This window comes from Lysinibacillus sp. FSL K6-0075, assembly GCF_038592945.1.
Classification (GTDB): domain Bacteria; phylum Bacillota; class Bacilli; order Bacillales_A; family Planococcaceae; genus Lysinibacillus; species Lysinibacillus fusiformis_F.
On sequence record NZ_CP151947.1, the window covers coordinates 2,224,504 to 2,247,176 of the forward strand.

The window sequence follows — 22,673 nt, forward strand, 5'->3', positions numbered from 1 at the left end:
GAACGCTCAAAGTGAGGGATAGCTCTCAAATAGAAGGATAGAATTCTAAAAGTGCAGGATAGAACTAAAAAAGTAGCGGATAGAACGCTCAAAGTGAGGGATAGCCCTCAAATAGAAGGATAGAATTGATTAAGTCCATATAATTGTGTAAAAAGAAAAGGGGTCATTTTCTCTCCTCTTGGTTAGAATGTTTTCAACCACGAACACATTTTAAGAGAGGTAGATTAAAAATGACCCAATTACAGTTTAACCTAGACATGGATCTTTTAAAAGATTCCGTTATGAATTCCACTATTGATGCTGTTGTAAAGTCAGCTATTATTTTAGTCTTAAATGAATTTATGGAAAAAGAAAGAGATGCCTTCCTTCATGCATCTGCCTATGAACGTTCTAATGAGCGTCGTGATTACCGTAACGGGTACTATGAACGTGAACTGACTATGAGTATTGGTAAGATAAAACTAAAAGTTCCTAGAACGCGTCATGGTGAATTTTCTCCTACTGTTTTTGACAAGTATGCACGTTGTGATCAGGCATTTGTTCTTTCTATGCTGGAGATGGTTATTAATGGCGTCTCTACACGAAAAGTCACACATATTGTAGAACAACTTTGCGGAGAATCCGTTTCTAAATCTTTTGTTTCTTCACTCACACAGAAACTGGATCCGATCGTGAACGAATGGGCAAATCGTCCATTAAACACCATGTATTATCCTTTTGTTTTTGTAGATGCCATGTACATAAAAGTACGTGAACATCAACGTGTCGTATCAAAAGCTGTTTATATCGCTACGGCCATTACGGAAGAAAATAAACGCGAAATTATCGGTTTAAGTGTGGATCATGTTGAAAGTTTTGATAGTTGGAGCTCTTTTTTTAAACAACTCAAATCACGTGGACTTCAATCACCTCAACTAGTGATTTCAGATGCTCATCAAGGGCTTCAAAAAGCGATACAGCGTGAGTTTATCGGTACTGCTTGGCAAAGATGTAATGTGCATTTTAAACGAAATATTATCGAGAAGCTTCCTAAAAAAGACTCCGTTGATATCCGAATGATGATGAAGCGCATTTTTGAAGCCGTAACCCTTGAAGATATTCGAAAGTTTAAAGATGAATTAATGGACCAATTTGGAAATAATCCAAAGTACGAAAAAGCTCTTACTATCTTAGATGAAGGTTTCGAAGATACCATCCAATACATGAATTATCCAGCAGATATACGCTGTCATATTCGAAGTACAAATTCACTTGAACGATTAAATCAAGAAGTGCGTAGAAGAGAAAAGGTCATACGAATCTTTCCAAATACGCAGTCTGCCTTTCGATTGGTAGGTGCTATTTTAATGCAGTATCAAGAAACGATTTACTCAAAGAAAAAAGGTTTAACCAAATAGAACAAGTTTTTTTCAACGTATCTTCCATTCATGGAGTATTCCACAAGCAGTAAAGGCTATCAAAGTGAAAAGAGCCTTTGACAGCCTTTACTGCCTGTGGAGATATAAACCCATGGAAGTTACGGGCAAAAAAATGGTAGTGTTGTTAAATGGATAAACAAAATTTGGCTACACCAATCAAGAGCTATGAATAAACGCTAGGTTGAAAACTTCTGTATAGAATTTTACACAATAATTAGGACTTGACTGGATAGCCCTCAAATAGAAGGATAGAATTCTAAAAGTGAAGGATAGAACTGAAAAAGTAGCGGATAGAACGTTCAAAGTGGAGGATAGCCCTTGAATAGAAGGATAGAATTCTAAAAGAGCAGGATAGCCCTCAAATAGAAGGATAGAATTCTAAAAGAGCAGGATAGCCCTCAAATAGAAGGATAAGATTCTAAAAGTGAAGGATAGAACTGAAAAAGTAGCGGATAGAAAGCTCAAAGTGGAGGATAGCCCTCAAATAGAAGGATAGAATTCTAAAAGTGCAGGATAAAACTAAAAAAGTAGCGGATAGAATGCTTAAAGTGAGGGATAGCCCTCAAATAGAAGGATAGAATTCTAAAAGTGCAGGATACAACTAAAAAAGTAGCGGATAGAACGTTTAAAGTAGAGGATACTCCTCAAATAAAAGGATAGAATTCTAAAAGAACTGAAAAAGTAGTGAGCGCTATCCGTGAATAAGGATGAGCGCTTTATTTTTTTCTAGAACTTTTAAGCACTCAAACTAGTATTTAACCTTCAAGCCTAGTAATGAAGCAAAACCTATCGCTTGTTCAGTAGAGACTTCACACCCATGTAAACTTTCTGGAGTGACTTGCAGTCTTTTAAATTGACATGTACTGATGTCTATTCCTTTTAACGAAGTTTGAGAGAAATCCACATCATGTAGATCACTTTCCTGAAACGCCACTTTATTGAGTAAACAATCATAAAAATTAGCACCTTGTAGGGAGGTGTTATCAAATAGTACTTGTTTAAAGCGCACTTCAGGGAAATTGCATAAGTTTGCAAGACAATTTTCAAATGAAACATTGCCGAGGTTTGCTTCAGTTAAATTCAATCCTAATAATTTACAGTTTTTAAAGGCCACTCTATGAATGATGCCTTCACTTAAGTTGGAGTTAGATAAATCACAGTTTTCAAAAACGACATCCGTTAAATCAATTTTTTGAAAGGTACAATTGATGAATGTGACATTTTTAAAAATAACGTTAGAGACGATTAATCGTTCAACATCCTCGTGATCCATAACCGTATCAGCAATCATGCAATTTGTTAAATAGGGTTCTTCATCATAAAAAATATCCTGAAAGTTTGCCTTGTCAAGATTAGTAGGTATTTTTGGAGATGTAAGTTGGAAATTGTATGACATATTAGCACACCCTTCAAATGTAAATAAAAGCTTTTCCTATTTAGTATAAATGCAAAGCTAAAATAAGAACACTGTCTACACAACGGTGCTTTTTGTCACCAACTTACTAAAAACGGAGGCTAGCACCTGTTGAAATAGCATACCGAACACAACAGGCATGGCGACTTTACCTGGAAAATATGTTGTGGCCACAATGACACCGACAGCAATATTTCTCATGCCACCAGTAAAAACAAAGGTTGCCATTTGAGGGCCATCTTTTAACAGGTATCGACCAATGAGGTAAGCAAATAGATAGCCCGATATAGCAAGCAAGAACACTAAAAGCACGACGAATAAGAGATGCATGTTGATATCCTTTAAGTAGGGAGCAATTGCACTACTATTAATCAGTATAACTGCAAATAAACATAGCTTGGAAAAAGGAGCAAGCTTCTTACCGATTTTTTGGGGGATGGCTCCTTTTGAAAGTTCATTCACTAAAATACCTAAAATCGTAGGTAAGACAATCATCCACAGCAAGTTCAGAATCAGGGATGCCACATCCAACTCAATTTTTTCACCCGAAACGATATAGAGGATGAAGGGGAGGATGATGGGAGAAAGGAGTGTATCAATTAAAATAATCGATAAGCCTAACGGTAAGTTTCCTTTACAAATATTGATCCAAATAACACTCGTTACGCCTGTTGGGAGTGCAACCGCTAAGACAAAACCAACAGTCAACAAATGGTCATCGAACAAAACGGTGGACAAAAAATACGCCCATAAAGGCATCAAGAGATGAAGAAAAAGGATGGAGAATAAAATAAGTACTGGATGCTTCATGAAAATTTTTACATCTTTAAATTTCATATGTAAGCTTCCTGAGAATGTCATGAAGGCAAATAGCCAGGAAACGAGGAATAATAAATGATGTCCAATGCTTTCTAAGAACACACCGATAATTAAACTTAATGGTGTCAGGATTGCAATGTATTTTTGGAGAAATACATTCAGTTTTTCTAACATACAAAGACCTTCTTTTTTTATCTGATTTTATCATATTATTATAATAGTAGGCGTATTTCCAGAAAAAAACGAAGGTCTATGTGAAGGAGATAAAACCAGCTAAGTATTTACTTGTTTTTTATCCGCTTCTTTCGTAAATGGAATCCAGACAATGCCTACGATTAATAAAATATTTCCTGTCCACCTAACCCATAAATAATAAGGATGGTCTTTTAAAAAGTACAACGAGGTAAGGATAATCATCATCCCAATACCTATCATCAATTTTAAAAAAATCGGAATTTTTGCCATTCTATTTCCTCCTTTCTTTCTTTTCACGATGAACATGTATTTATATCACTCTTTTTCCTATCCAATGCGCAGTAAAGACAATGGGGAAAAATAGTATGCCAAAAGGCAGGCTTATCAAAACGATATGCCAAGTAAGGATGCCACTAGTAAACAAAGATTTAAATAAAATAATGCTATAGGGAATAATGATGATGGCTGATGTTATAGCTCCTGGTGTAACAGAACGAAAGAACAGCGATTGTCCAATATGGGTAAAAGCATGGATAAAGAAAACGAGTGTGACGGATGTGAAAAAATAGATAGTAAAAGCGACCTCGTTTAGGAAATAGTAGTTAGCCAGAATGGTAGAGAGACTGACAAATAAAAAGATAAATAACACAGCAACAGCAAATTGAGCTGTGGTCATTGAAAATTGTTTCACCACTTTATCGGCTATTTTTGAGGGTAATCTTTCATACAGCTTATGACGATTGTGATGTAACCATTTTTCTATCATAATAATTTCTTCAAAGTCATGGATAATAAATAAAATAGGAAACAACCAAATAAGTGTTTGAACATTCAACCATTCCATATGCATACCTCTCTCCTTATCACTATGCTGAAAGTGACCCTAAAAATACCATTTTTATATAATACATGTTAATAATAACATATTGGAATTTAGCTAAGAATCATTATTATTAAGAAAGCGGAGGATGAAGCGATGAGTGAAATCGATAAACGTAATAGACTAAACGAGGAACCATTTACTTATCAAATGACCAAAAAGGGGACTGTCGTTATTTATTATGAAGGGAAGCAAATTAAAATCGTCAAGGAGAAAGAGGCTGAGCGTCTTCTAGCAAAAATTCAGGAAGTGAAGGGTCAGATAAAGGAAGTCCAGTTATTGTTAGCTAAAATTACGGGTAATTTTAAACGAGGTAACGAAAAATTGGCTAAACATAAAAGATTGTGAAGGCTAAAATGATTTATTGATATAATAATTATGCAAATCTAGTAGGAACATGCTGTCTTTGTTTTTCCTTTTTAAGGTAGAATGTATGGGGATTAGTTCGGCGTTTTAATGTTTTATTCTCTTTTATAAAAATACAAACAGTTGTTATGTCCAATGAGAAGGGTATGCTAATTGGCAGCTAAATTTCGAATTTGAATTTTTTGTTAATTATTAGCTCGATTTACCATTAGGCCGATGTTCTGTGTTATTCTATATTAGAATAATAAATCAGGAGGCGGTAATATGTATTACAGCAATGGTAACTATGAAGCTTTCGCACGTCCTAAAAAACCTGAAGGGGTAGATGCAAAATCTGCTTATCTGATTGGTTCGGGACTAGCCTCGCTTTCAGCGGCATGTTTTTTAATTCGTGATGGCCAAATGAAAGGAGAGAATATTCATATTCTCGAAGAGTTGGATATTTCAGGAGGTAGTCTTGATGGCATACTTAATCCGACGAGAGGGTTTATTATTCGCGGTGGTCGTGAAATGGAAGATCATTTTGAATGCCTATGGGATTTATTCCGTTCCATTCCTTCGTTAGAAGTAGAAAATGCTTCGGTTTTAGATGAATTTTATTGGCTAAATAAAGAGGACCCTAACTATTCAAAATGTCGATTAATACAGGATAGAGGACAAAGACTAGAGGATGATGGCAAGTTCACCTTATCCGATCAATCCTCAGAAGAAATGATTAAATTATTCTTTACCCCTGAGGAAAAATTAGAGGATAAAAAAATCACAGATGTTTTCTCAGAGGAATTTTTTGAATCGAACTTTTGGCTCTATTGGTCCACTATGTTTGCGTTTGAAAAATGGCATTCTGCGATGGAAATGCGTCGTTATATTATGCGTTTCATTCATCATATTGGCGGATTACCAGACTTATCCGCATTGAAATTTACAAAATATAATCAGTATGAATCACTCGTGCTTCCTATGATTAAATACTTAGAAAGTCATGATGTTGATTTCCAATTTAATACGGTTGTAGAAAATGTATTGGTTGATAAGGTAGGAGACAAAAAAGTCGCTCATACATTGGTGTTAAGAAAAGATGGTGTGAAAAAGAATATTGAGCTAACAGAAAATGAGTTAGTGTTTGTGACAAATGGTAGTATTACGGAGAGCACAACCTACGGGGATAATAATACACCAGCCCCTATAAATAAAGAGTTAGGTGGCAGCTGGTCACTATGGAAAAACATCGCTGCCCAAGGTGAAGAGTTTGGGCGACCAGAAAAGTTCTGTGATAATCTTCCAGAAGAAAGCTGGTTTGTTTCAGCTACTCTTACGACATTAGATGATCGTGTGGCTCCTTATATTGAAAAAATCAGTAAAAGAGACCCATACGCTGGTAAGGTCGTAACAGGAGGGATTGTCACAGCTACTGATTCTAATTGGATGCTAAGCTATACATTGAATCGACAACCTCACTTTAAAAATCAACCAAAGGATCAATTAGTTGTTTGGATTTATGGCTTACTATCAAACAAACCAGGTGATTTTATTAAGAAAAGTATTACGGAATGTACAGGCATTGAGATTGCACAAGAGTGGTTATACCATATGGGTGTACCGGTGGATGAAATTCCAGACATTGCGCAAAATTCTTGCAATACGATTCCATGCTATATGCCTTACATCACTTCTTATTTCATGCCAAGAGCAATGGGCGATCGTCCACTAGTTGTGCCAGAAGGATCTGCTAACCTAGCCTTCATTGGCAATTTTAGTGAAACAGCAAGAGATACAGTCTTTACCACTGAATATTCAGTAAGAACTGCGATGGAGGCAGTCTATCAATTATTAACGATTGATCGTGGAGTGCCAGAAGTATTTGCATCTGCCTTTGATGTTCGCACGTTGTTAGCTTCAACGGCTCGTTTACTGGATGGCAAAAAATTAACAGATATTGATGCACCATTTATCTTAAAGCAAATCGGTAAATTGGGTATTCACAAAACAAAAGATACAATCATTTATGATTTACTGAAAGAAAGTAAATTAATCTAGTGTTTTAGCAGAAAAATAGACAAAGCCGTTTGAGGAGCTTTGTCTATTTTTTTTATAGCCAATCTTTTACATAGGCAAGTAAACCGATAAACGCACCTAACCCCATGCCAATAAAGACAGGCACTATGAGGTTGGCTTTCTTTTGTACGGTTTTCATTTCTTCCATTGAAATCCCTTCTTTCTCATCACATACCTAAAATGCTAAACGCATCGTCTGGTTCGTATCCTTGAACCCATGTTTTTCATATAAGGATTTAGCCCCTTTATTTTCAGTCAATACATTTAACTCCAAATAATCCAAGTGACGATGTGCTGCCCATTTTTTCGCTGCATCTAATAAAGCAGATCCAATTCCTTTGCTTTGGTAAGATTTTTCAACTATCACATCAACAATAAAGGCATATTTGTGTTCAACCAAACAAGAGTAGGGTGGGGTCGTTGTTTCTTGAATAAGCAAAAAGCCTACTACTTCGTTCTCTACTGTTGCGATTAAAATATCTGAATCATCTTCAATGATTGTATACCTGATAAAGTTGGCATCTTGTTTGGCAGGTTTGATATATTTAGGTTGTAGAATGGACATTTCTAAAAAAAGCGCTTGGTATAAACGCTCAATTTGTGGAATTTCTTCGAGCGTTGCAGTTTTTATTGCCATACTATCCCTCCGTCAGTTTTAGTATAGTAAGTAATATTTTACATTAATGGTTGATTAATAGAAAGGGGAAGACGTATGAGATTATGGCATGTAGATTTAATCGCGTATCTACCAAAAGGACAACTTCTGTCACAGTGGAGAGAGCTAAATAGCATCTTTGCTAAAGAGGATCAGCATATTTTGATTAATTATCTATACGAATACCCGAAAGACGACTTGTATTTGTATACCGAAAAAGTCATGGATGAAATGAAGAAGCGGGGCTATCAAATTCGAACCTACGAAAAAATGAATCACTACTTTGATGGATTAGGACCAGTAAAAGCGAGGAAACCCTTTCAGCAGCATCATAATCAGGAATATCTTGAAATTTGTTTTTATAATTTAAAGGAGAAATTTATAAGAGGCCAGAAGGATTATGAAGAGGAAATGTATCAGCAATTATGCACATATGTAAATAACGAGCTGTAACTAGGAGGGCTATTTACGCTAGCACTGACATGGTTGGCAATTATTCCTGGATTGGCAGCAGGGTCTATGGAGGGAGCAACAGCCTACTCGTACCCGCTAATTTTCCTACCTTTTATCAGTTCGGCTTTTGTTCCCACTGAAACCATGCCTAAAATTATCCGTGCGTTTGCTGAGAACCAGCCTGTTACCTCAATCGTGAATGCGATACGTGCCCTCTTATATGAAGGGGCTGTTAGTAACGATATCTGGCTCGCTCTTATGTGGTGCGTCGGCATCATGGTCTTCGCTTACTTCTTCGCCATTACACAATTTAAACGCCAGTTAGGATAAGTACATCATTATCGAAAAAGTCGATTTCTTATTGTATAGGAAATCGGCTTTTTTTAGGTAGGACATTCTCGCTTCTATTCAATTTATATCAATTTAGTTTCGAAAATGATTGCGTGCTAGCAGGGTTGCTGACTGATATTCAGAAGGCAACTCATCCTCAAAATAAATCGCTTCTACTGGACAAACTAATTCACAGGCGCCACAATCAATGCAAAGATCGGGATCAATTACATATTGGGTATCTGTCATAACAATGCAATTTACTGGACAAACATCCAAACAGACAGCCGCTTTTTCATCCCTACATAATTCTGTAATGACAAATGCCATTATAAATCCTCCCATACAGACAATTGTTGTTTCAATTCTTCAGGTGAGTGTTGCCAATACGCTTCATTAAATCCAGATAAAAACTGATTGAGTAGTTTTTTTGAATTACTGTCTATATGCTGCAAGAGAAATTTCCCTTTCAGTGCCTTATCTAAATAATTTACTTGTTCTGGCAAAGATTTATAGCCAAGCTTGATACGGCGTTCTTCCTTTGATACCCGTACTTCACTTGCGGTACATCCCGCATAATAAGGGCCATTTTGATTAACCTGAATCGCTACCCACACTATCCAATAACGAGAATAATCGTTGCTAGCATGAGCTAGATCTGGGGAAAAGCGAACTTTTTTTTCAATTTGACTTCGTCCGTGTAAGGCTTCTAAATCTATAAACACGTGCTCTTTTTCACAATCTATAATAATTGACGTTACATTATTTAGATCAAGGGTACCTACTCCGTAACCTCCATCTCCGTCAGTTGAATCGTTACTTAAAATTGTAAAATGCATTTTCTCTTTCATAGAAATCACCTCGACACTTTTGTATTTCAAATAGTTAATCGGTCTGAACATACAGTTTTATCCATAGCAAAAGGGCATAAAAATATCACTGTACGTTCCGTTGTACAAGATGTTCTACCTGTTGGTCATTTTTCGAGTACAAATCTAACAAACACATTACGTATAGTTTTTATAAATTAAGATACTTGAACGTTTTAGTAGTAATTTTTTTCTATACGTAATGGTTGTCTAGGATTTATCCTAATACTTTTATCGTTAAAAAGTATAAATACAATATACAGTCTATTGTCATTTCTTGTCTTCAGACTAATGTCTGAAGTGTTATGTATTGGAAATTTCACAATAATAAAGTGGTTCGACCTTTAATTAACGGAACGCAGATCTTTCCTGCCAACCAATGTTTGAAACCAAGTCAGCTCGAATCACCTCTGAGCACCTTTCTGTGTTGAAAAACAGCATTTTTTCTATAAAGGAAATTAAAATTGCTTGTTGTTGTAACAACAATAGTGTACGATACATAGTATAAGTTATACAGTGTATGTCATATAGTAAGTGGAATTGAGGTGAGTGAATGAGTACGTTACTGAATTCATTAACGACAGAACTTAGGAGAGGAACGCTGACATTAGCCGTTTTAAGTCAATTACGAACACCCCAGTATGGGTATTCACTTGTTCAATTATTAGAGGATTCGGGCATTAACATCGATCAAAGTACCTTATATCCATTGCTTCGCCGTTTAGAAAAACAGGAGTTAGTGACGAGTAGCTGGGAAACATCAGAGAGTAGACCGCGCAAGTATTATGTATTAAGTGACTATGGATTAGAAGTCTTTTTGCAATTGAAAAGAGAATGGATTAATAATTCAAAAGAACTTTATGAGTTACTAAAAGGAGATGAGGATAAAGATGAATCTGACTGAAATTTATATTCAAGAAGTCACGCGGAGGCTGCCTGAAAAAAATCGTGAGGATATCGCACTTGAGTTACGATCAACGATTGGGGATATGTTGCCTGATGATTACAATGAGGATGATGTAAAGGATGTTCTTGAGAAATTAGGAAACCCAGCAGCATTAGCGAGTGGTTATCGAGATCAACCCATGCATTTAATTGGCCCACGCTATTTTGATGTATACATCTCGTTATTAAAAATGATTATTCCAATTGCCGCTGTCGTTGCAGTGATCTCGATGATTGCTGAATACTTTATTGGTTTTGCTGGAGAAGAAGCGATTCTTAATGTTGTCATCACGATAATCAGTGAAGGAATATGGAGAATCATCGAAGTAGGAATCAACGTCTTTTTCTGGCTAACGCTCGTTTTCGCCATTATTGAACGAACAGATAAAGGAAAAGAGCAGTATCCATTGTCAGCAAGTCTTAAAAAATGGACCCCTGAGGATTTAAAAACCGTCATTTATATTCCGAAGAAAAAAGCGATTACGAAGCTCGAAGTATTTGGCTATTTAATGTGGACGGCCATTTGGGCAACTTTTTATTTTTATGCAAATCACCTATTAGGTGTATATGAAGGTGGTGGGGATGGACTCAGATTCGTAATGCCAGCTTTCAATCAGGATGTTTTACTTCGTTATTGGCCCATTGTGCTCGTTGTCATTGCTCTCGAAATTGGGTTAGGTCTCTACAAATTACTGAAAGGGCAATGGACGAAAAAAGTGGCAATCTTTCATACAATTGTGGAGCTTTTCGCAACCGTTGTATCCATTGTGATAGTAAGTAATCCGAATTTAATGAACCAAGAATTTATTACGTACATGAGTCATTTATTTAGCACATCAACTAAGCAATTTGAAATATGGATAGTTGGCGGCGTAATCATTATATTTGTTGTATATGCCGCAATCAGTATATTCGATGGCTTCCGTAAGGCTCGAATCCGTTAATTCATCGTTGTTAATCATTCAATTAATATGCAACCACGGATACTTTACTTTAAGATGGCCTCCATATAGAGCCATCTTTTTTTTATTCAACTCGTCTTATGAAACGTATGTAGTATGAAGTAAATTGACATCGATAATGGGGGAATCAAAATGGATTTACTAATTGGAATAGCGATTGTACTAATTGTGTTTTTCTCTTCAAGCATCATTGAAAAAAGGTTAAAATCGATTGAAAAGCAAAACAATCGCATAATAGAAATACTAGAAGAAATAAGAGATAGAAAATAAATTGATAGTCCATGAACAGTTTAGTCAACCAATATAACGATGAAATACCCCATCAAAGTAAGACACAAAATCTAGCTTTGACAGGGTGCTTTTATGATTAAATCTACCACAGATGAAAAAAATCGCATGACATTAAATAAAGGGACAAGCAAGTGATTTTAATGGGAAGGTATTATTCTGGTGGATATTTATACGTCTTTAGGTGCGTGTGATGGATTAATTTAACCTCAGGTCCTGCAGATATTTCATAGGTCATCCGATCCTTCCCTATTGGAATCCACTGTCCACCATCCGTAGGTTCAATTTCAAAAGTAATTTGCAATTTAAAACCTCGGAAATGATTTCTTTTTGTTTCAATCACTTCAATTTTCCAAGGAGTAACATGAGGGGAAACATCCTTTCTAATGTTTGAATAATAATTGGTCAAATCTTTTTCAATATAAGGAGTAAGCAATAGCATGAGCATATCCTGTAATCTCAGTTCGTTAGAATCCTGTGTTGGTTCAGCTGTTGAAGCGGATATTGTTTGAAAAGAAGTAACAAGTATAAGGGGGAGTATAAAGACGAGTAACATCTTTTTCATTTTCTTCTACACCTCTTTGTGATCTTTACCTAATGCATTGTATTGTTACCTTTATTGAATGAAGTATGTATTATTGAAGTACCGATGTAGAGTAGCTCAACACTATATGCTTGCGATATATAAAAACAAATAACATAACCATCCATAGAATTTTGGTGGAAGGTGAAAATGGTTTCCATTGCAGGCTACTTGCTTTCCTGTGGGCGAGCGCCGAGCCTATCGCTCCGTTTAGAGGCTCGTCTGTCTCGCGATCACACGGGAGTCAAGTAGCCTTCCACTCCAACTCTTAAAAATGTTAACTTTTTAGCAAAGGTTTTCAAATAAAATGAAGGTCTTCACTACTCTTTATGGAGTGGTGTTGTCACGCATCACTTCTCCACACTACGGCTAGTATGAAAGATGATGATGATTGAAAATGGACCTCATAGAAATTAGCTAAGTGCTATTTCACCGTAAACAACCAATTTGTAGGCTTCTATTTTAATTGCTTATTTAAAAATCGGATAAACCGCGCTTGCGCCTGCTTTTTCTTCATCATTCTCTTGACACGAATAGTGCTTTGAAGATATTTTCTGACGTGACGATTCGCAAAAAATAAGCTGCGATACTGATCATCATAATAAATGGTCTGAAACCAATCATATTGTTGTAGCCTTGCTATATTTTGATCAATTTTTCTTGTATGTAAAGTTGGTTGTCCAACATAGGTATTGGATAAAAAATTAACAATAAATTCTAACATAATTCCACATCCCGTCATAACGAATAAATTCTATCGTAATGGATGGCGATGAAGTGTGCAATAACCAAAAAATAGAAGGGGCACCGATGAAAGTGCCCCTTCGTAACAAATCGGGAGGTGCTATGTTAAATGAATTCGCTTAACACTACTATTTATTTTGATTTAGCAGAAAATACCCACCTCTATAGGTGGTGAGATGAATGCATAAATTGTTCTCTTTGGGTGTCCAAACATCGACTGAATCAAGATTAAAGCCCCAGCGGATATCACAGATTTTGAAGAAGAGCTTTTCGAGCAAGCTCAAAAAAAATCTGGACGCAATTACGCTGTGGCGTAAGACTACTTGGTTTTATAGTCCATCATCTTGAATAAGCTAAAGTTTACACTTCGTATCGAAGAATGGCTGTTATCCAGTCCTTTACTAATAGTTCCCACAGTAGCGGTGAACTATCTAAAGGAAGTGAAAGACTTTGTAGCTCTTTAGGGAGCAAGTGTATTTTATGACGTATCATTTCATTATCAGGTGATTCTGTATCGATAAATAAAAGATAGCGTCCGTTTAAATCCTCCTTATACATAGATGGAAAATCAAGGGTTTTTAATACGCGTGTAGAAAATTCCACACCATTTAAAATCACCTCAAAATGTCCCCGCACATTAAATTCACAGCGAATATGCGTACCAGGTAATCGATGTAGCGCTTGTAGAAAAGCAGCGAATGTTCTTTCACTAATGAAATAGGTTTTCCAATAGTATTGACTCTCTTCATGTTTACTAGAATTAGCATCATATGTATCATATCTTATTTCAAGTGTTTCTTCTGCTGCGTCAGGTTTTTTCCTATGGAGGTAATGCCGAGCAATTTTTTTTATTGTGTGATGATCTAAGTCACACCCATAGCTGAGAATGGTTACTTGTTTGCGTTGTGCTTTGGCGAATAACCGCATTTCTAAATTTGCATCATCATTTAAATCCCAGCCATAGCGTGAGTTGTAATGAATAGATTTACTTTTGTTCATTGCGTCCTCCTTTTTGCCTTATCTACCAATAGTATAAATAATTTTGTCTAATTTTCCTTATTTTTCTTTTGGGATTGAAACTTTTGGTTTTTACGTTTCGTATAAATTGGAAAATACTTTTTAGGAGGAAATTATGGCTAGATGGAGAGGCGCAATCCTTCTATGTACATTGCTATTAACAGCCTGTACAGCGGAAACCGTTCAACCTAAAGATCAAATACAGGAAGCGAAAAACGATGAAAATATTGTGGTGACAAAGGATGGCAAAATAACCTTTGAGATTAAGAATGAGATAGGTGTTCCACAAGAAAAAGTAGAGGCTATAAAGGATGAAATTGTGACGGCATATGACCATATAAAGGATTCTATACATACTTCCTACACGCCATCCGAGCACATCAACGTATGGTTTATGGAAGACGGTCTATCTTGGGGCGGTGCATCGAAAATCGAACTCGTTGGCGTTAATGAAGATATCTATCCACTAGTCCATGAAATGACCCATTCTTTACTTGGTTATGGAAATAATTTCCAATCAGACCATGGCTATGTTACGCAAGAGGGTTTTGCGAGTTATATGGAGGATCAATATGGAAAAAATAAATTATACTTTGAAAAATACATAAAGCATTATTTGGATTCAGATAAGTTAATTCCCATTAGTAAGTTAATTGATCCAAATCAAGATGATGTCTATTTTCGCCCAGAACTATCAAATCAAAAAGAGAATCAAGTCCTGATGGAGATGAGCTACACGCATGCGGCTTCATTTGTTACATATTTAATTGATACCTATGGACTTGAAAAGTTTGAACAAATCTACAACGAGAAAGAACTAGCAAAAAAAATAGAGGAAGTTTATGGGGGAAATAGTAGTGAGTTAGAAAAGGACTGGTTAGCATTTATTCAAAATCAACAAGGATTTACTCATGAGGATAAATTTAAATCAGAAAATTTTTATGATATGAATACAATTCTTCTTCAAATAGATCCAAAATATTTTGAGAAGGAATAATTTTTTTTCTAAATTAAAAAGTATACCCAAGTGCTCTTTATTTTGAGTACCTAGGTTTACTTTTGTATGAATTCGGATGAAATTGTTTATGTAATAAATGAACGCCAAGTAAAACGCACAGACCACCAATGATTCTTAATAATATATTTTTGAGAAATACTGTATCGTCAACCGTAATAACAATCAACATAGGACCAACCATAATCAAGGCGATGCCTAGTAATCCTTTTATTACTCTCCACATGTAGGGTTCACCTCCATTTACCATTTCAGATTTCATTATCGCACGCCTGTCTGAAAAGGAAAAGGGTCACTAGGCTGGTAAAAGCGACCCTTATAAAATGGCTAGAATGACCTTACATGACTATAGAAGTCTGTAAAAGGTTAGGTGCTAATTGGGATGATTAGTACATGAAAGAAGCGCCAACAATGATTAAAAGAATGAATAGAACGACGATTAATACGAATGTTGAACCGTAATAGCCGCCACCGCCAGAGTCGCCGCCGCCATAATAGCAGCTGTTGTTGATGTTACCTACGTTTCCGTTGTATCCCACTGAAAATCCCTCCTTTCTACAACATATAATATGTATGCTGGCAGAAAGGAGAAATGGTATTTACCCTATGGTTTGAAAAAATGCTGAAAACTTTCTTGCCTATCACTTTAAGAGAATAAGTTTTTTCATTTACTTAATTTTAATTTTTTTACATAATTAGAGAGTGATATGTTATTTTTGCGAATGAAGTTAGAAAAGAAAGCGGGAGTTACATGCGAAGGGAAAAACTAAAGCAAAAAATCCTAAGTGAACCGACTAAATGTATCGCTTATTTAAAAGAATTAGTGAAATTCAATCGAATTTATGATGGGGAAGTATTGGTAATCATTATGGCTGTTATAAAAAATGGACCAGATCAATTAAGCAATAGGCAATGGGATGTCTTGTTAGATAAGGGTTTACTACCGAATCTTTATGTAGAATGTGATCGCTGTGAAGATACCATTCCATGGTCAGAAATGTACCGTGCGATTTTCATAGCGAGAGATTATTTTGTAGATATATAGTAAATAAAAAGAATGAAAGGTTATTAGACTAAGATGGTAGAGACAAAAAGAATGAGATGGTTCATGATGATAGCTGAATGGCTATTCTTTTTATATGTGCTGATTTGTCTACTGATTTTTAACATGATTCACCTAGGTAACCTTCTCTATGTGGATATGCCAAATGAAAAACCGATGACCGTGACATCCTCCTTTGCGCAGACATCACTGTTTATCATAGGAATAGGTGTTGCTTGTTTTTTGTATATGAGGTATTTAAGGGGCAGTAAGGTTTATAAAAGGTCCAAGGCAGCGATTTGGGGAAGTCTATTTGCCTGCCATGCGTTGGCAAGTGGTTTTTATTTGCTCATGCGACATGAACTTATATGGAATCAGCAAGAAGCAATGGAACTTTTATTATCGACTTTGATTAGTTGCATTCTAACCATTCAGGCTGTTTCGAAATATTATATGTGTAAAATGACCGATAACTAATTGTATAAGCAGTGCAGGACACGATTGCAACACTAGTCAGTTATTCTCTTGGACAGGATAAGGGGAGCGAGCAATTTGCTATAAAATGAAGAATATAGGTGAGAAATATGAAAAGGGGATTTAAACGTATGATGTTGATCATATTTACAATAATCATTTCGTTTTTTGTGTTGATTCTTACTGTGAGCTTTATTAATCATAAAATACAATTGTCAAAAGAAGAAGAACGATTTGTTCCAATTGGGCAACTTGTAGAAGTTAATGGTCATCAAATGCATGTTTATACAGAAGGAAAAGGAGAAGATACTCTTGTTTTTATGTCTGGTGGTGGTACGAGCTCACCTGTATTAGATTTTAAATCACTTTATTCTTTGTTGAGCGATCAATATAAAATTGTTGTTGTTGAAAAGGCAGGTTATGGATTTAGCGAAGTTACAGATACTGATCGAGATATTGATACAATTCTAGCTGAAACAAAAGAAGCTCTTTTTAAATCAGGAATTGAAGGACCGTATATTTTATTCCCTCATTCTATGTCTGGCATTGAAGCCTTGAAATGGGCGCAAGACGACCCTGATGAAATAAAAGCTATTATTGGATTAGATATGGCTGTTCCAGCTGTATATGAAGAATTAGCTATCAATATGTTCCTTGTTCGATTAGGTGCTTTAACTGCAAATACTGGTTTAATCAGGTGGATTCCAAATCTTTCGGAAAGTGACGCAATAAAATATGGGAATTTAACAGATGAAGAGAAAGCGTTGTATAAAGTAATTTTTTATCGAAGAACATTGACTAAAGATATGGTCAATGAAATACATCATATAAAAGCAAATGCACAAAAAGTCAAAAATGTTGGAATCCCGAACATTCCTACACTTTTGTTTTCATCTAATGGTGAGGGGACTGGTTTTGACAATCAAAAGTGGAATGGAATTCAAAATGACTTTATTAAAAGGATTGATAAAGGTAAATTAATTGAGTTAGATTCTTCTCACTATGTTCATAGTATTGACTATGAGCGAATAGCTGAGGAATCAGAGGCGTTTATAGAAAGTTTACATCGTTATTAGCGAATATGTAACTTTTTATGTAGATCTAATGTTCAGCAATCGGACGCATTAATTAACTAATATTGAGTTGCAAATGCAGCTCTTTTTTTCTTTATTAGACTAACTGAGTAGTTTAATGCTATAAGAAAGGGGGGACACAGGTTGAAAAAAATAATATTATTATTTTCCCTATTAGCGGTTTTGTTAGTTACTGCGGGTTGTTTGAATGAAATGGTTGGGCAAAAAATAACTGTGCAGAAACGAACTGGTAAAGAAAATATTTTTGAAGAATTTAAAGAAGTCAATCAAAGTAAACGGGTGGAAAAAGCAATAGATCTAGTGAAAAATGCTAATTGGGAAGATAAAAAAGTAGAAATGACACGCTATGCTGATTACCAATTTCAATTTCCGTTTAAGAACAGTAGTGAAAACAAAATAGCCTCGTATTCACTTTGGGTTATCCAAAACGGTGAAAATGTAGAAATTGTTACGGATAGCGATAAATATGTGAAATTAACAAAGCAAGATTCAGCAAATCTATATGAAATTTTAACAGGAGAAGAATTAATAAAGTAATTCCCTGTCCTGTATACATTTCAACTAACAGGGTTTTTACACGAAGAAAGGTCAAATTTATTTTTAGGTTTTTTTGGGGAGGAGATAAGCAATGAGGGCACCTTATCAAGTTTTGGTATTTCCTTATATAATCACTGACAATTCTATTGAATATGCAATTTTTAAGAGAAGTGATGATGGATATTGGCAGGGATTAGCTGGTGGTGGAGAAGTGGGGGAGAAACCTATTGAATCAGCTAAACGAGAAGCATTTGAAGAGGCTGGGATTACAAGAGATTATCCATATATTGAATTAGATTCTATGTCTTCATTACCGGTAGAAGATGTAGTGGGGAACTTCCTTTGGGGAGAAGATGTTTATGTATTGAAAGAACTTTCTTTTGGTGTTAACGTTCCTACAAAAGATATATCTTTATCAAAAGAGCACCTCAGCTACAAATGGTTATGTTTTGAAGAAGCAGTAACGCTTTTGAAATGGGATAGCAATAAAACGGCGTTATGGGAATTGAACAAAAGGTTATTAAATCGGCTTAACACCAAGTAAAAGTTTGTGAAAGAAAATACGTAAGTTAATTTTTGAAGAAAAAATTAGCTGTTATATTTCTAGTAGTAAAGTATCTTACATAAAAAATTAAACAACCATATTTTTAACCCCGTCCTTACTTAGAATAGGGTTAAGCTTGATTGAAGTATTCAAAAGTTACTTTACACCATCGTGATAATTGTAATTTTGATTGAACAAAAGGGAGTAAGCTATGAAGAATGGTTTCCTGAAATTGAGGCAACGCTGTTTCAAGAACTTAGAGAGAAAATATTCATTCCAAACAGCCGCTTTGTTCAAGCGATTCATCCCATCAAATATTTATTTAGAGAGGGTGGGATTCAACCATTCTTCTTAACAGATTTTTTTGATGAGTAGCGTGTGATTTCCTTTACGAACATCCTTTAGGGTGTTTTTTCATTTGCCATTTTTAGTAGAGGATATATCAAAACTTTATTACTTACAGCACTCTTGTATTGGTATAAAGTAGTAAATATAGAAAAATAACATAGATATTACATCGTGTTGAAAGGTTGAAGGTTGATATGAAAAAAAGTTGGTTGTTATTATTCTTCATGGTATTGATGTGTGGATGTTCGAATCAAGCCAAGGAGGAGCCTGTGGTGGAGGCTAGCGTGGAACAAGAAGCGGCATCTACGTTAACACAGGAGAAGCAGATAGTAGAGCGTCAATTATATGAAAAATTATCTGAGGCCGTTGAGACATTAGGTTATACATACGATATGCAAACATTTGCTGAAAATGAGTATAATCGGGGCGTTTTATATTCGGAATTGGTGGATTTTGATAATGATGGGGTTCATGAGGTTTATGCCTTCATGAAGGGAACAGACTACCCAGTATCTGCATATACACATCGAAATAAGGATAATTATATCCAAGAAATTTGGACGGGAAATGCGAACGGTGAAAGCGCCATTCTATCTTTTTCAAGCGAAGTTGATCAATTGGTCTGTTCGGCCTGTGATATGAATGTGTCTTTAGTCAAAGGTCAGGATGGTCGGACGTTCATCAAAATGTTCTCCAATCAAACAAGTCAGGGGATTACGGTTGACAAGACATGGATTTATGCAAAGGAGCCAAATAACTCAGCAATGGAGCTAGCTATAACTGGTTTTACAATTGATAATAATGAAGGTGCTATCGACTATATTTTAAATGGTAAAGAAACAGATCAAGCTACATATGACACAGCTTTTGCCCCATATGCTGGAGAGGAACGTTCCATCCTGATTAGTAATTTTTCAGAGAAAAAATACGGTTTCGATTATACAAGTCCAGCTAGTAATGTAGGCAAAGTCCTTGCTGCCCTCGCACCGAGCGTAAATAGTATTGTTGGACAAGAAGAATTACTAGAGAAGAACAAAAGGGAGGAAATCATTAAGGCCTTAGATGAATTTAGTACAACGAGACGCATTCATCATCACGCCAGTGAAGTTGTCCAATTTTTAGTGTTAGATGTTATTCAAAAGTACAATCTTGACCATGAGTATTCCGACATGGGTGAAATGGTTTTTGATGGGGCAACGGTCAAAGCAAAATACAAAGAAACATTTGGCGTTGACTTAGATATAGAGAATATGAATTTCCCATCCAGAGAAAGTCAGTCCATTATAGCTTATGAAGCAGGGGAGTTTTATATCTATCCAACTGGTTTTTATTTCGATGCAATTGACCGCCATTTTCAAGATGTCTATAAAGTCAGAGATGATTTATACTATGTGACCATTTTAGATAATGAATTTAATAATACTGAATATTCGCTCTCGAAAGATACAAATATCACAGCAGAAGAAATGTTTGCGAAGGATATTGCGGGTTGGCCGAAGGAAGCACGCATTTGGTTAAAACCAGAGATCCAAAGATATGCGGTCGTGAAATATATGGATGGGGCACCGAAAGTTCAATATATGGGTGCACAAAACTTAACAGATCAAGAAATCGAGGCCTTCTAAGTTCCGCTAGCAATTCCCTCGATAAAATATGTTAAAATGGACAATAGCATAAGGTTTGGAGGGATGATGTTGGCAGAAAAAAGGCTAAAAGTTTGCGAAAAAGGGCATACATTTTACAAAAGCACAGATTGTCCAAGCTGCCCTACCTGTGATCAGGAAAATAAACCGAGTAGTGGCTTCCTTTCCAAACTGAGTTCACCTGCAAGAAATGCATTGCTGCACGCAGGCATCGATACGTTGGAAAAACTATCTACGTATACGGAAAAGGACATAGTAAAAATGCATGGTATTGGACCAGCCTCCTTACCGACTATGAGATCATCATTGGAGGAAGAAGGCTTGTCATTTAAATAAGCGAGGGGGAAGACAACGATGACAACGAAGGAATTATCACAAGAGCAACGCGAGGGACTAATCAATACTTTGCAAGCTCGCTTTGAGAAAAATCCGTCTCGTCATGAAGGGCTTGACTGGGCAAATGTTCAAGCTAAGCTAGAGGCTAATATGGAAAAACTATGGTCACTCCACGAAATGGAAGTAACAGGCGGTGAACCAGATGTAGTAGGCTATGATGCAAACACGGACGAGTTCATTTTCTATGATTGTTCAGCGGAAAGCCCTAAAGGACGCAGAAGTTTATGCTACGACCGTGAAGCATGGGAAGCTAGAAAAAATCATAAGCCTGAAAACACGGCTATGGACGTTGCCAAGGACATAGGCATTGAGCTGTTAACAGAGGAGCAATATCGCCATCTGCAGGAGCTTGGCAAATTCGATTTAAAAACATCGAGCTGGGTACAAACACCTGACAACATTCGCAAGCTCGGCGGTGCCATCTTCTGCGACCGTCGCTATGACATGGTCTTTATGTACCACAATGGAGCAGAATCCTACTACGCCGCAAGAGGCTTCCGTGGGTCGTTAAGAGTTTAATTTGAAATTCTATCTTATTTTGGAGTTTATTATCGTTTAATTAAATTTAAAACTATACTTCTTAATTGATTTTTCAAGCGCTACTCACATTGAGTAGCGTTTTTAAAATTTATTCGGATTATGGACTAAACTATTTTATATAACTTTAGTCATGTAAGTATTTTATATTCATGTAAATATTTATGTAGAAATATTTCTAAATATAGGTATAATTTAATTTATAAGGAAATATATTAGAAGTTACTTTAGGAGGGTGTTAGATGGTATTTAAATTAGTATTAAACTATATTTTTAAAGCTGAAACCGAAGAAGAAAAATTAAAAGCCTCAGTAATTTATGGTTGGTCACTAATTGTTATTGCACTATTATCTATTTTTCTGGTAGACATTGCTGCTAAATTTAGGAATAATTCTATCGTTGAATTCTTTGCTGTACTATTTTTAATAGCAACGATACTATTTATAACTAGGTATAATTCTATAAAACCATTACTTGGTGCTGCATCTGCTGGTATAAGTATTGTTGCATTTACTGCCGTGTTGGAATCCATATTTTCAAGGCGAAATGATGGATCAGCCACAATGGGTGCAATTTTTGGAGTACTATTAGTGTTAGGATTAATAATTACCAAAAATTCTATTATGTCTTTATACTATTTATCCCGTGAAACCTATAGATTCTATAATTATAAGATGAAAAGTATAAACTTAGAAAAAACTATTTAACATACATAGTATACAAAGCCACATTTTCTGATGAATGTGGCTTTGCAATTGAGTAAGAGCTGTTTTTAGTATACTAAGTAGGAGGTGGAAAGTTATGTTAAATCGTTTGAAAATTATCTTTTCAATCACAGGCATTTCTCTCGTAGCTTACGGTCTAATCACACGAGATTTCCAATTGAATGACCTCATGATATTGTTCTTAGGCTTCTTCATGTTCACTTTAGGCATTCAAGAATTTCAAAGACAGAGAACAGTGTTTGGTTGGTGCCTAATGGGCGTATCTTTATTTTCAATCTATGTGTCCGTTCAAAGCTTTGTCTTGATTTAACGGAAGCGGAGTCTG

At 35.7% G+C, this 22,673-nt stretch carries 30 protein-coding genes and 1 pseudogene; 20 read left to right on the forward strand and 11 right to left on the reverse strand.

Features of this window, described 5'->3' with window-relative positions:
* Positions 1-230: 230 nt before the first annotated feature.
* Complete coding sequence (locus MHB65_RS10800) at positions 231-1,397, forward strand: IS256 family transposase (protein WP_066037801.1); 1,167 nt, start codon at positions 231-233, stop codon at positions 1,395-1,397.
* Between the two features lie 769 nt (positions 1,398-2,166).
* Here MHB65_RS10800 and MHB65_RS10805 read toward each other — a convergent pair.
* The 4 genes from MHB65_RS10805 to MHB65_RS10820 all read right to left on the reverse strand — a co-directional run bounded on the left by MHB65_RS10805 (position 2,167) and on the right by MHB65_RS10820 (position 4,690).
* Positions 2,167-2,814 carry a pentapeptide repeat-containing protein gene (locus MHB65_RS10805; protein WP_342443455.1) on the reverse strand — a complete coding sequence of 216 codons (648 nt, stop codon included), beginning with the start codon at positions 2,812-2,814 and terminating at the stop codon, positions 2,167-2,169.
* A gap of 75 nt (positions 2,815-2,889) precedes the next feature.
* Positions 2,890-3,825, reverse strand: a complete 936-nt coding sequence (locus tag MHB65_RS10810; protein ID WP_342443456.1) for a bile acid:sodium symporter family protein — start codon at positions 3,823-3,825, stop codon at positions 2,890-2,892.
* 99 nt (positions 3,826-3,924) lie between these two features.
* Complete coding sequence (locus MHB65_RS10815; protein ID WP_342443457.1) at positions 3,925-4,116, reverse strand: hypothetical protein; 192 nt, start codon at positions 4,114-4,116, stop codon at positions 3,925-3,927.
* A 40-nt stretch (positions 4,117-4,156) separates the two neighbouring features.
* Positions 4,157-4,690: an HXXEE domain-containing protein gene (locus MHB65_RS10820; protein ID WP_342443458.1), complete on the reverse strand. Its 534-nt coding sequence runs from the start codon at positions 4,688-4,690 to the stop codon at positions 4,157-4,159.
* Positions 4,691-4,822: 132 nt separating this feature from the next.
* On the opposite strand from MHB65_RS10820, the gene MHB65_RS10825 reads away from it, so the two are divergent.
* A complete protein-coding gene (locus tag MHB65_RS10825) occupies positions 4,823-5,074 on the forward strand; it encodes a hypothetical protein (RefSeq protein ID WP_342443459.1) in 252 nt (83 codons plus the stop codon).
* Positions 5,075-5,356: 282 nt separating this feature from the next.
* A complete protein-coding gene (locus MHB65_RS10830; protein WP_342443460.1) occupies positions 5,357-7,129 on the forward strand; it encodes an oleate hydratase in 1,773 nt (590 codons plus the stop codon).
* 193 nt (positions 7,130-7,322) lie between these two features.
* Here the strand turns inward: MHB65_RS10830 and MHB65_RS10835 are convergent, their stop codons facing one another.
* Positions 7,323-7,784: a GNAT family N-acetyltransferase gene (locus MHB65_RS10835; RefSeq protein ID WP_342443461.1), complete on the reverse strand. Its 462-nt coding sequence runs from the start codon at positions 7,782-7,784 to the stop codon at positions 7,323-7,325.
* Positions 7,785-7,859: 75 nt separating this feature from the next.
* Here MHB65_RS10835 and MHB65_RS10840 point away from each other — a divergent pair, with 75 nt between their 5' ends.
* Complete coding sequence (locus tag MHB65_RS10840; RefSeq protein WP_342443462.1) at positions 7,860-8,255, forward strand: pyrimidine dimer DNA glycosylase/endonuclease V; 396 nt, start codon at positions 7,860-7,862, stop codon at positions 8,253-8,255.
* A gap of 6 nt (positions 8,256-8,261) precedes the next feature.
* Positions 8,262-8,585, forward strand: a pseudogene (locus tag MHB65_RS10845) (ABC transporter permease); the annotation flags it as partial.
* Positions 8,586-8,678: 93 nt separating this feature from the next.
* On the opposite strand, the gene MHB65_RS10850 reads toward MHB65_RS10845, so the two are convergent.
* Together MHB65_RS10850 and MHB65_RS10855 are read right to left on the reverse strand one after the other, a co-directional pair.
* Positions 8,679-8,915, reverse strand: coding sequence for a ferredoxin family protein (locus MHB65_RS10850; protein ID WP_205443173.1), 237 nt, complete (start codon positions 8,913-8,915; stop codon positions 8,679-8,681).
* On the reverse strand, positions 8,915-9,436 hold the full coding sequence (locus MHB65_RS10855) for a YwhD family protein (RefSeq protein ID WP_342443463.1): 522 nt from the start codon (positions 9,434-9,436) through the stop codon (positions 8,915-8,917). The genes MHB65_RS10850 and MHB65_RS10855 overlap by 1 nt, the downstream gene beginning before the upstream one ends.
* Before the next feature lie 571 nt (positions 9,437-10,007).
* Here MHB65_RS10855 and MHB65_RS10860 point away from each other — a divergent pair.
* From MHB65_RS10860 to MHB65_RS10870, 3 genes are all read left to right on the forward strand, one after another.
* A complete protein-coding gene (locus MHB65_RS10860; protein ID WP_205443176.1) occupies positions 10,008-10,358 on the forward strand; it encodes a PadR family transcriptional regulator in 351 nt (116 codons plus the stop codon).
* Positions 10,345-11,343, forward strand: a complete 999-nt coding sequence (locus tag MHB65_RS10865; protein ID WP_342443464.1) for a hypothetical protein — start codon at positions 10,345-10,347, stop codon at positions 11,341-11,343. The genes MHB65_RS10860 and MHB65_RS10865 overlap by 14 nt, the downstream gene beginning before the upstream one ends.
* 150 nt (positions 11,344-11,493) lie before the next feature.
* Entirely contained in the window at positions 11,494-11,631 is a 138-nt protein-coding gene (locus MHB65_RS10870; protein WP_205443178.1) for a hypothetical protein, read from the forward strand.
* Positions 11,632-11,803: 172 nt separating this feature from the next.
* On the opposite strand, the gene MHB65_RS10875 is transcribed toward MHB65_RS10870, so the two are convergent.
* The 3 genes from MHB65_RS10875 to MHB65_RS10885 form a co-directional block, all read right to left on the reverse strand.
* Positions 11,804-12,214 (reverse strand): DUF3888 domain-containing protein, encoded by a 411-nt coding sequence (locus MHB65_RS10875; protein ID WP_342443465.1) that lies wholly within the window; start codon positions 12,212-12,214, stop codon positions 11,804-11,806.
* Positions 12,215-12,689: 475 nt separating this feature from the next.
* Positions 12,690-12,956 carry a hypothetical protein gene (locus tag MHB65_RS10880; protein ID WP_342443466.1) on the reverse strand — a complete coding sequence of 89 codons (267 nt, stop codon included), beginning with the start codon at positions 12,954-12,956 and terminating at the stop codon, positions 12,690-12,692.
* Positions 12,957-13,336: 380 nt separating this feature from the next.
* Positions 13,337-13,975, reverse strand: a complete 639-nt coding sequence (locus MHB65_RS10885) for a hypothetical protein (protein WP_342443467.1) — start codon at positions 13,973-13,975, stop codon at positions 13,337-13,339.
* A 133-nt stretch (positions 13,976-14,108) separates the two neighbouring features.
* On the opposite strand from MHB65_RS10885, the gene MHB65_RS10890 reads away from it, so the two are divergent.
* The gene (locus MHB65_RS10890) at positions 14,109-14,990 is read left to right on the forward strand and encodes a hypothetical protein (RefSeq protein ID WP_342443468.1); all 882 of its coding nucleotides are present in this window, start codon (positions 14,109-14,111) and stop codon (positions 14,988-14,990) included.
* 404 nt (positions 14,991-15,394) lie between these two features.
* On the opposite strand, the gene MHB65_RS10895 is transcribed toward MHB65_RS10890, so the two are convergent.
* On the reverse strand, positions 15,395-15,520 hold the full coding sequence (locus tag MHB65_RS10895) for a YjcZ family sporulation protein (protein WP_205447465.1): 126 nt from the start codon (positions 15,518-15,520) through the stop codon (positions 15,395-15,397).
* A 239-nt stretch (positions 15,521-15,759) separates the two neighbouring features.
* Between MHB65_RS10895 and MHB65_RS10900 the strand changes: the two genes are divergently transcribed.
* The 11 genes from MHB65_RS10900 to MHB65_RS10950 all read left to right on the forward strand — a co-directional run bounded on the left by MHB65_RS10900 (position 15,760) and on the right by MHB65_RS10950 (position 22,658).
* Positions 15,760-16,053: a hypothetical protein gene (locus MHB65_RS10900; protein WP_342443469.1), complete on the forward strand. Its 294-nt coding sequence runs from the start codon at positions 15,760-15,762 to the stop codon at positions 16,051-16,053.
* 51 nt (positions 16,054-16,104) lie between these two features.
* Complete coding sequence (locus MHB65_RS10905) at positions 16,105-16,527, forward strand: hypothetical protein (RefSeq protein ID WP_342443470.1); 423 nt, start codon at positions 16,105-16,107, stop codon at positions 16,525-16,527.
* A gap of 128 nt (positions 16,528-16,655) precedes the next feature.
* A complete protein-coding gene (locus MHB65_RS10910; protein WP_342443471.1) occupies positions 16,656-17,600 on the forward strand; it encodes an alpha/beta hydrolase in 945 nt (314 codons plus the stop codon).
* A 141-nt stretch (positions 17,601-17,741) separates the two neighbouring features.
* A complete protein-coding gene (locus tag MHB65_RS10915) occupies positions 17,742-18,155 on the forward strand; it encodes a hypothetical protein (RefSeq protein WP_342443472.1) in 414 nt (137 codons plus the stop codon).
* A gap of 91 nt (positions 18,156-18,246) precedes the next feature.
* Entirely contained in the window at positions 18,247-18,699 is a 453-nt protein-coding gene (locus tag MHB65_RS10920) for an NUDIX pyrophosphatase (RefSeq protein WP_342443473.1), read from the forward strand.
* Positions 18,700-18,885: 186 nt separating this feature from the next.
* Positions 18,886-19,074 (forward strand): hypothetical protein, encoded by a 189-nt coding sequence (locus tag MHB65_RS10925; RefSeq protein WP_342443474.1) that lies wholly within the window; start codon positions 18,886-18,888, stop codon positions 19,072-19,074.
* Positions 19,075-19,319: 245 nt separating this feature from the next.
* Positions 19,320-20,672 carry a hypothetical protein gene (locus MHB65_RS10930; protein WP_342443475.1) on the forward strand — a complete coding sequence of 451 codons (1,353 nt, stop codon included), beginning with the start codon at positions 19,320-19,322 and terminating at the stop codon, positions 20,670-20,672.
* Positions 20,673-20,738: 66 nt separating this feature from the next.
* Positions 20,739-21,026, forward strand: a complete 288-nt coding sequence (locus tag MHB65_RS10935) for an RNA polymerase alpha subunit C-terminal domain-containing protein (protein ID WP_342443724.1) — start codon at positions 20,739-20,741, stop codon at positions 21,024-21,026.
* A gap of 18 nt (positions 21,027-21,044) precedes the next feature.
* The gene (locus MHB65_RS10940; RefSeq protein ID WP_342443476.1) at positions 21,045-21,605 is read left to right on the forward strand and encodes a DUF4256 domain-containing protein; all 561 of its coding nucleotides are present in this window, start codon (positions 21,045-21,047) and stop codon (positions 21,603-21,605) included.
* A gap of 260 nt (positions 21,606-21,865) precedes the next feature.
* Positions 21,866-22,330 carry a hypothetical protein gene (locus tag MHB65_RS10945; RefSeq protein ID WP_342443477.1) on the forward strand — a complete coding sequence of 155 codons (465 nt, stop codon included), beginning with the start codon at positions 21,866-21,868 and terminating at the stop codon, positions 22,328-22,330.
* 94 nt (positions 22,331-22,424) lie between these two features.
* Complete coding sequence (locus MHB65_RS10950) at positions 22,425-22,658, forward strand: DUF3953 domain-containing protein (RefSeq protein ID WP_342443478.1); 234 nt, start codon at positions 22,425-22,427, stop codon at positions 22,656-22,658.
* Positions 22,659-22,673: the final 15 nt, after the last annotated feature.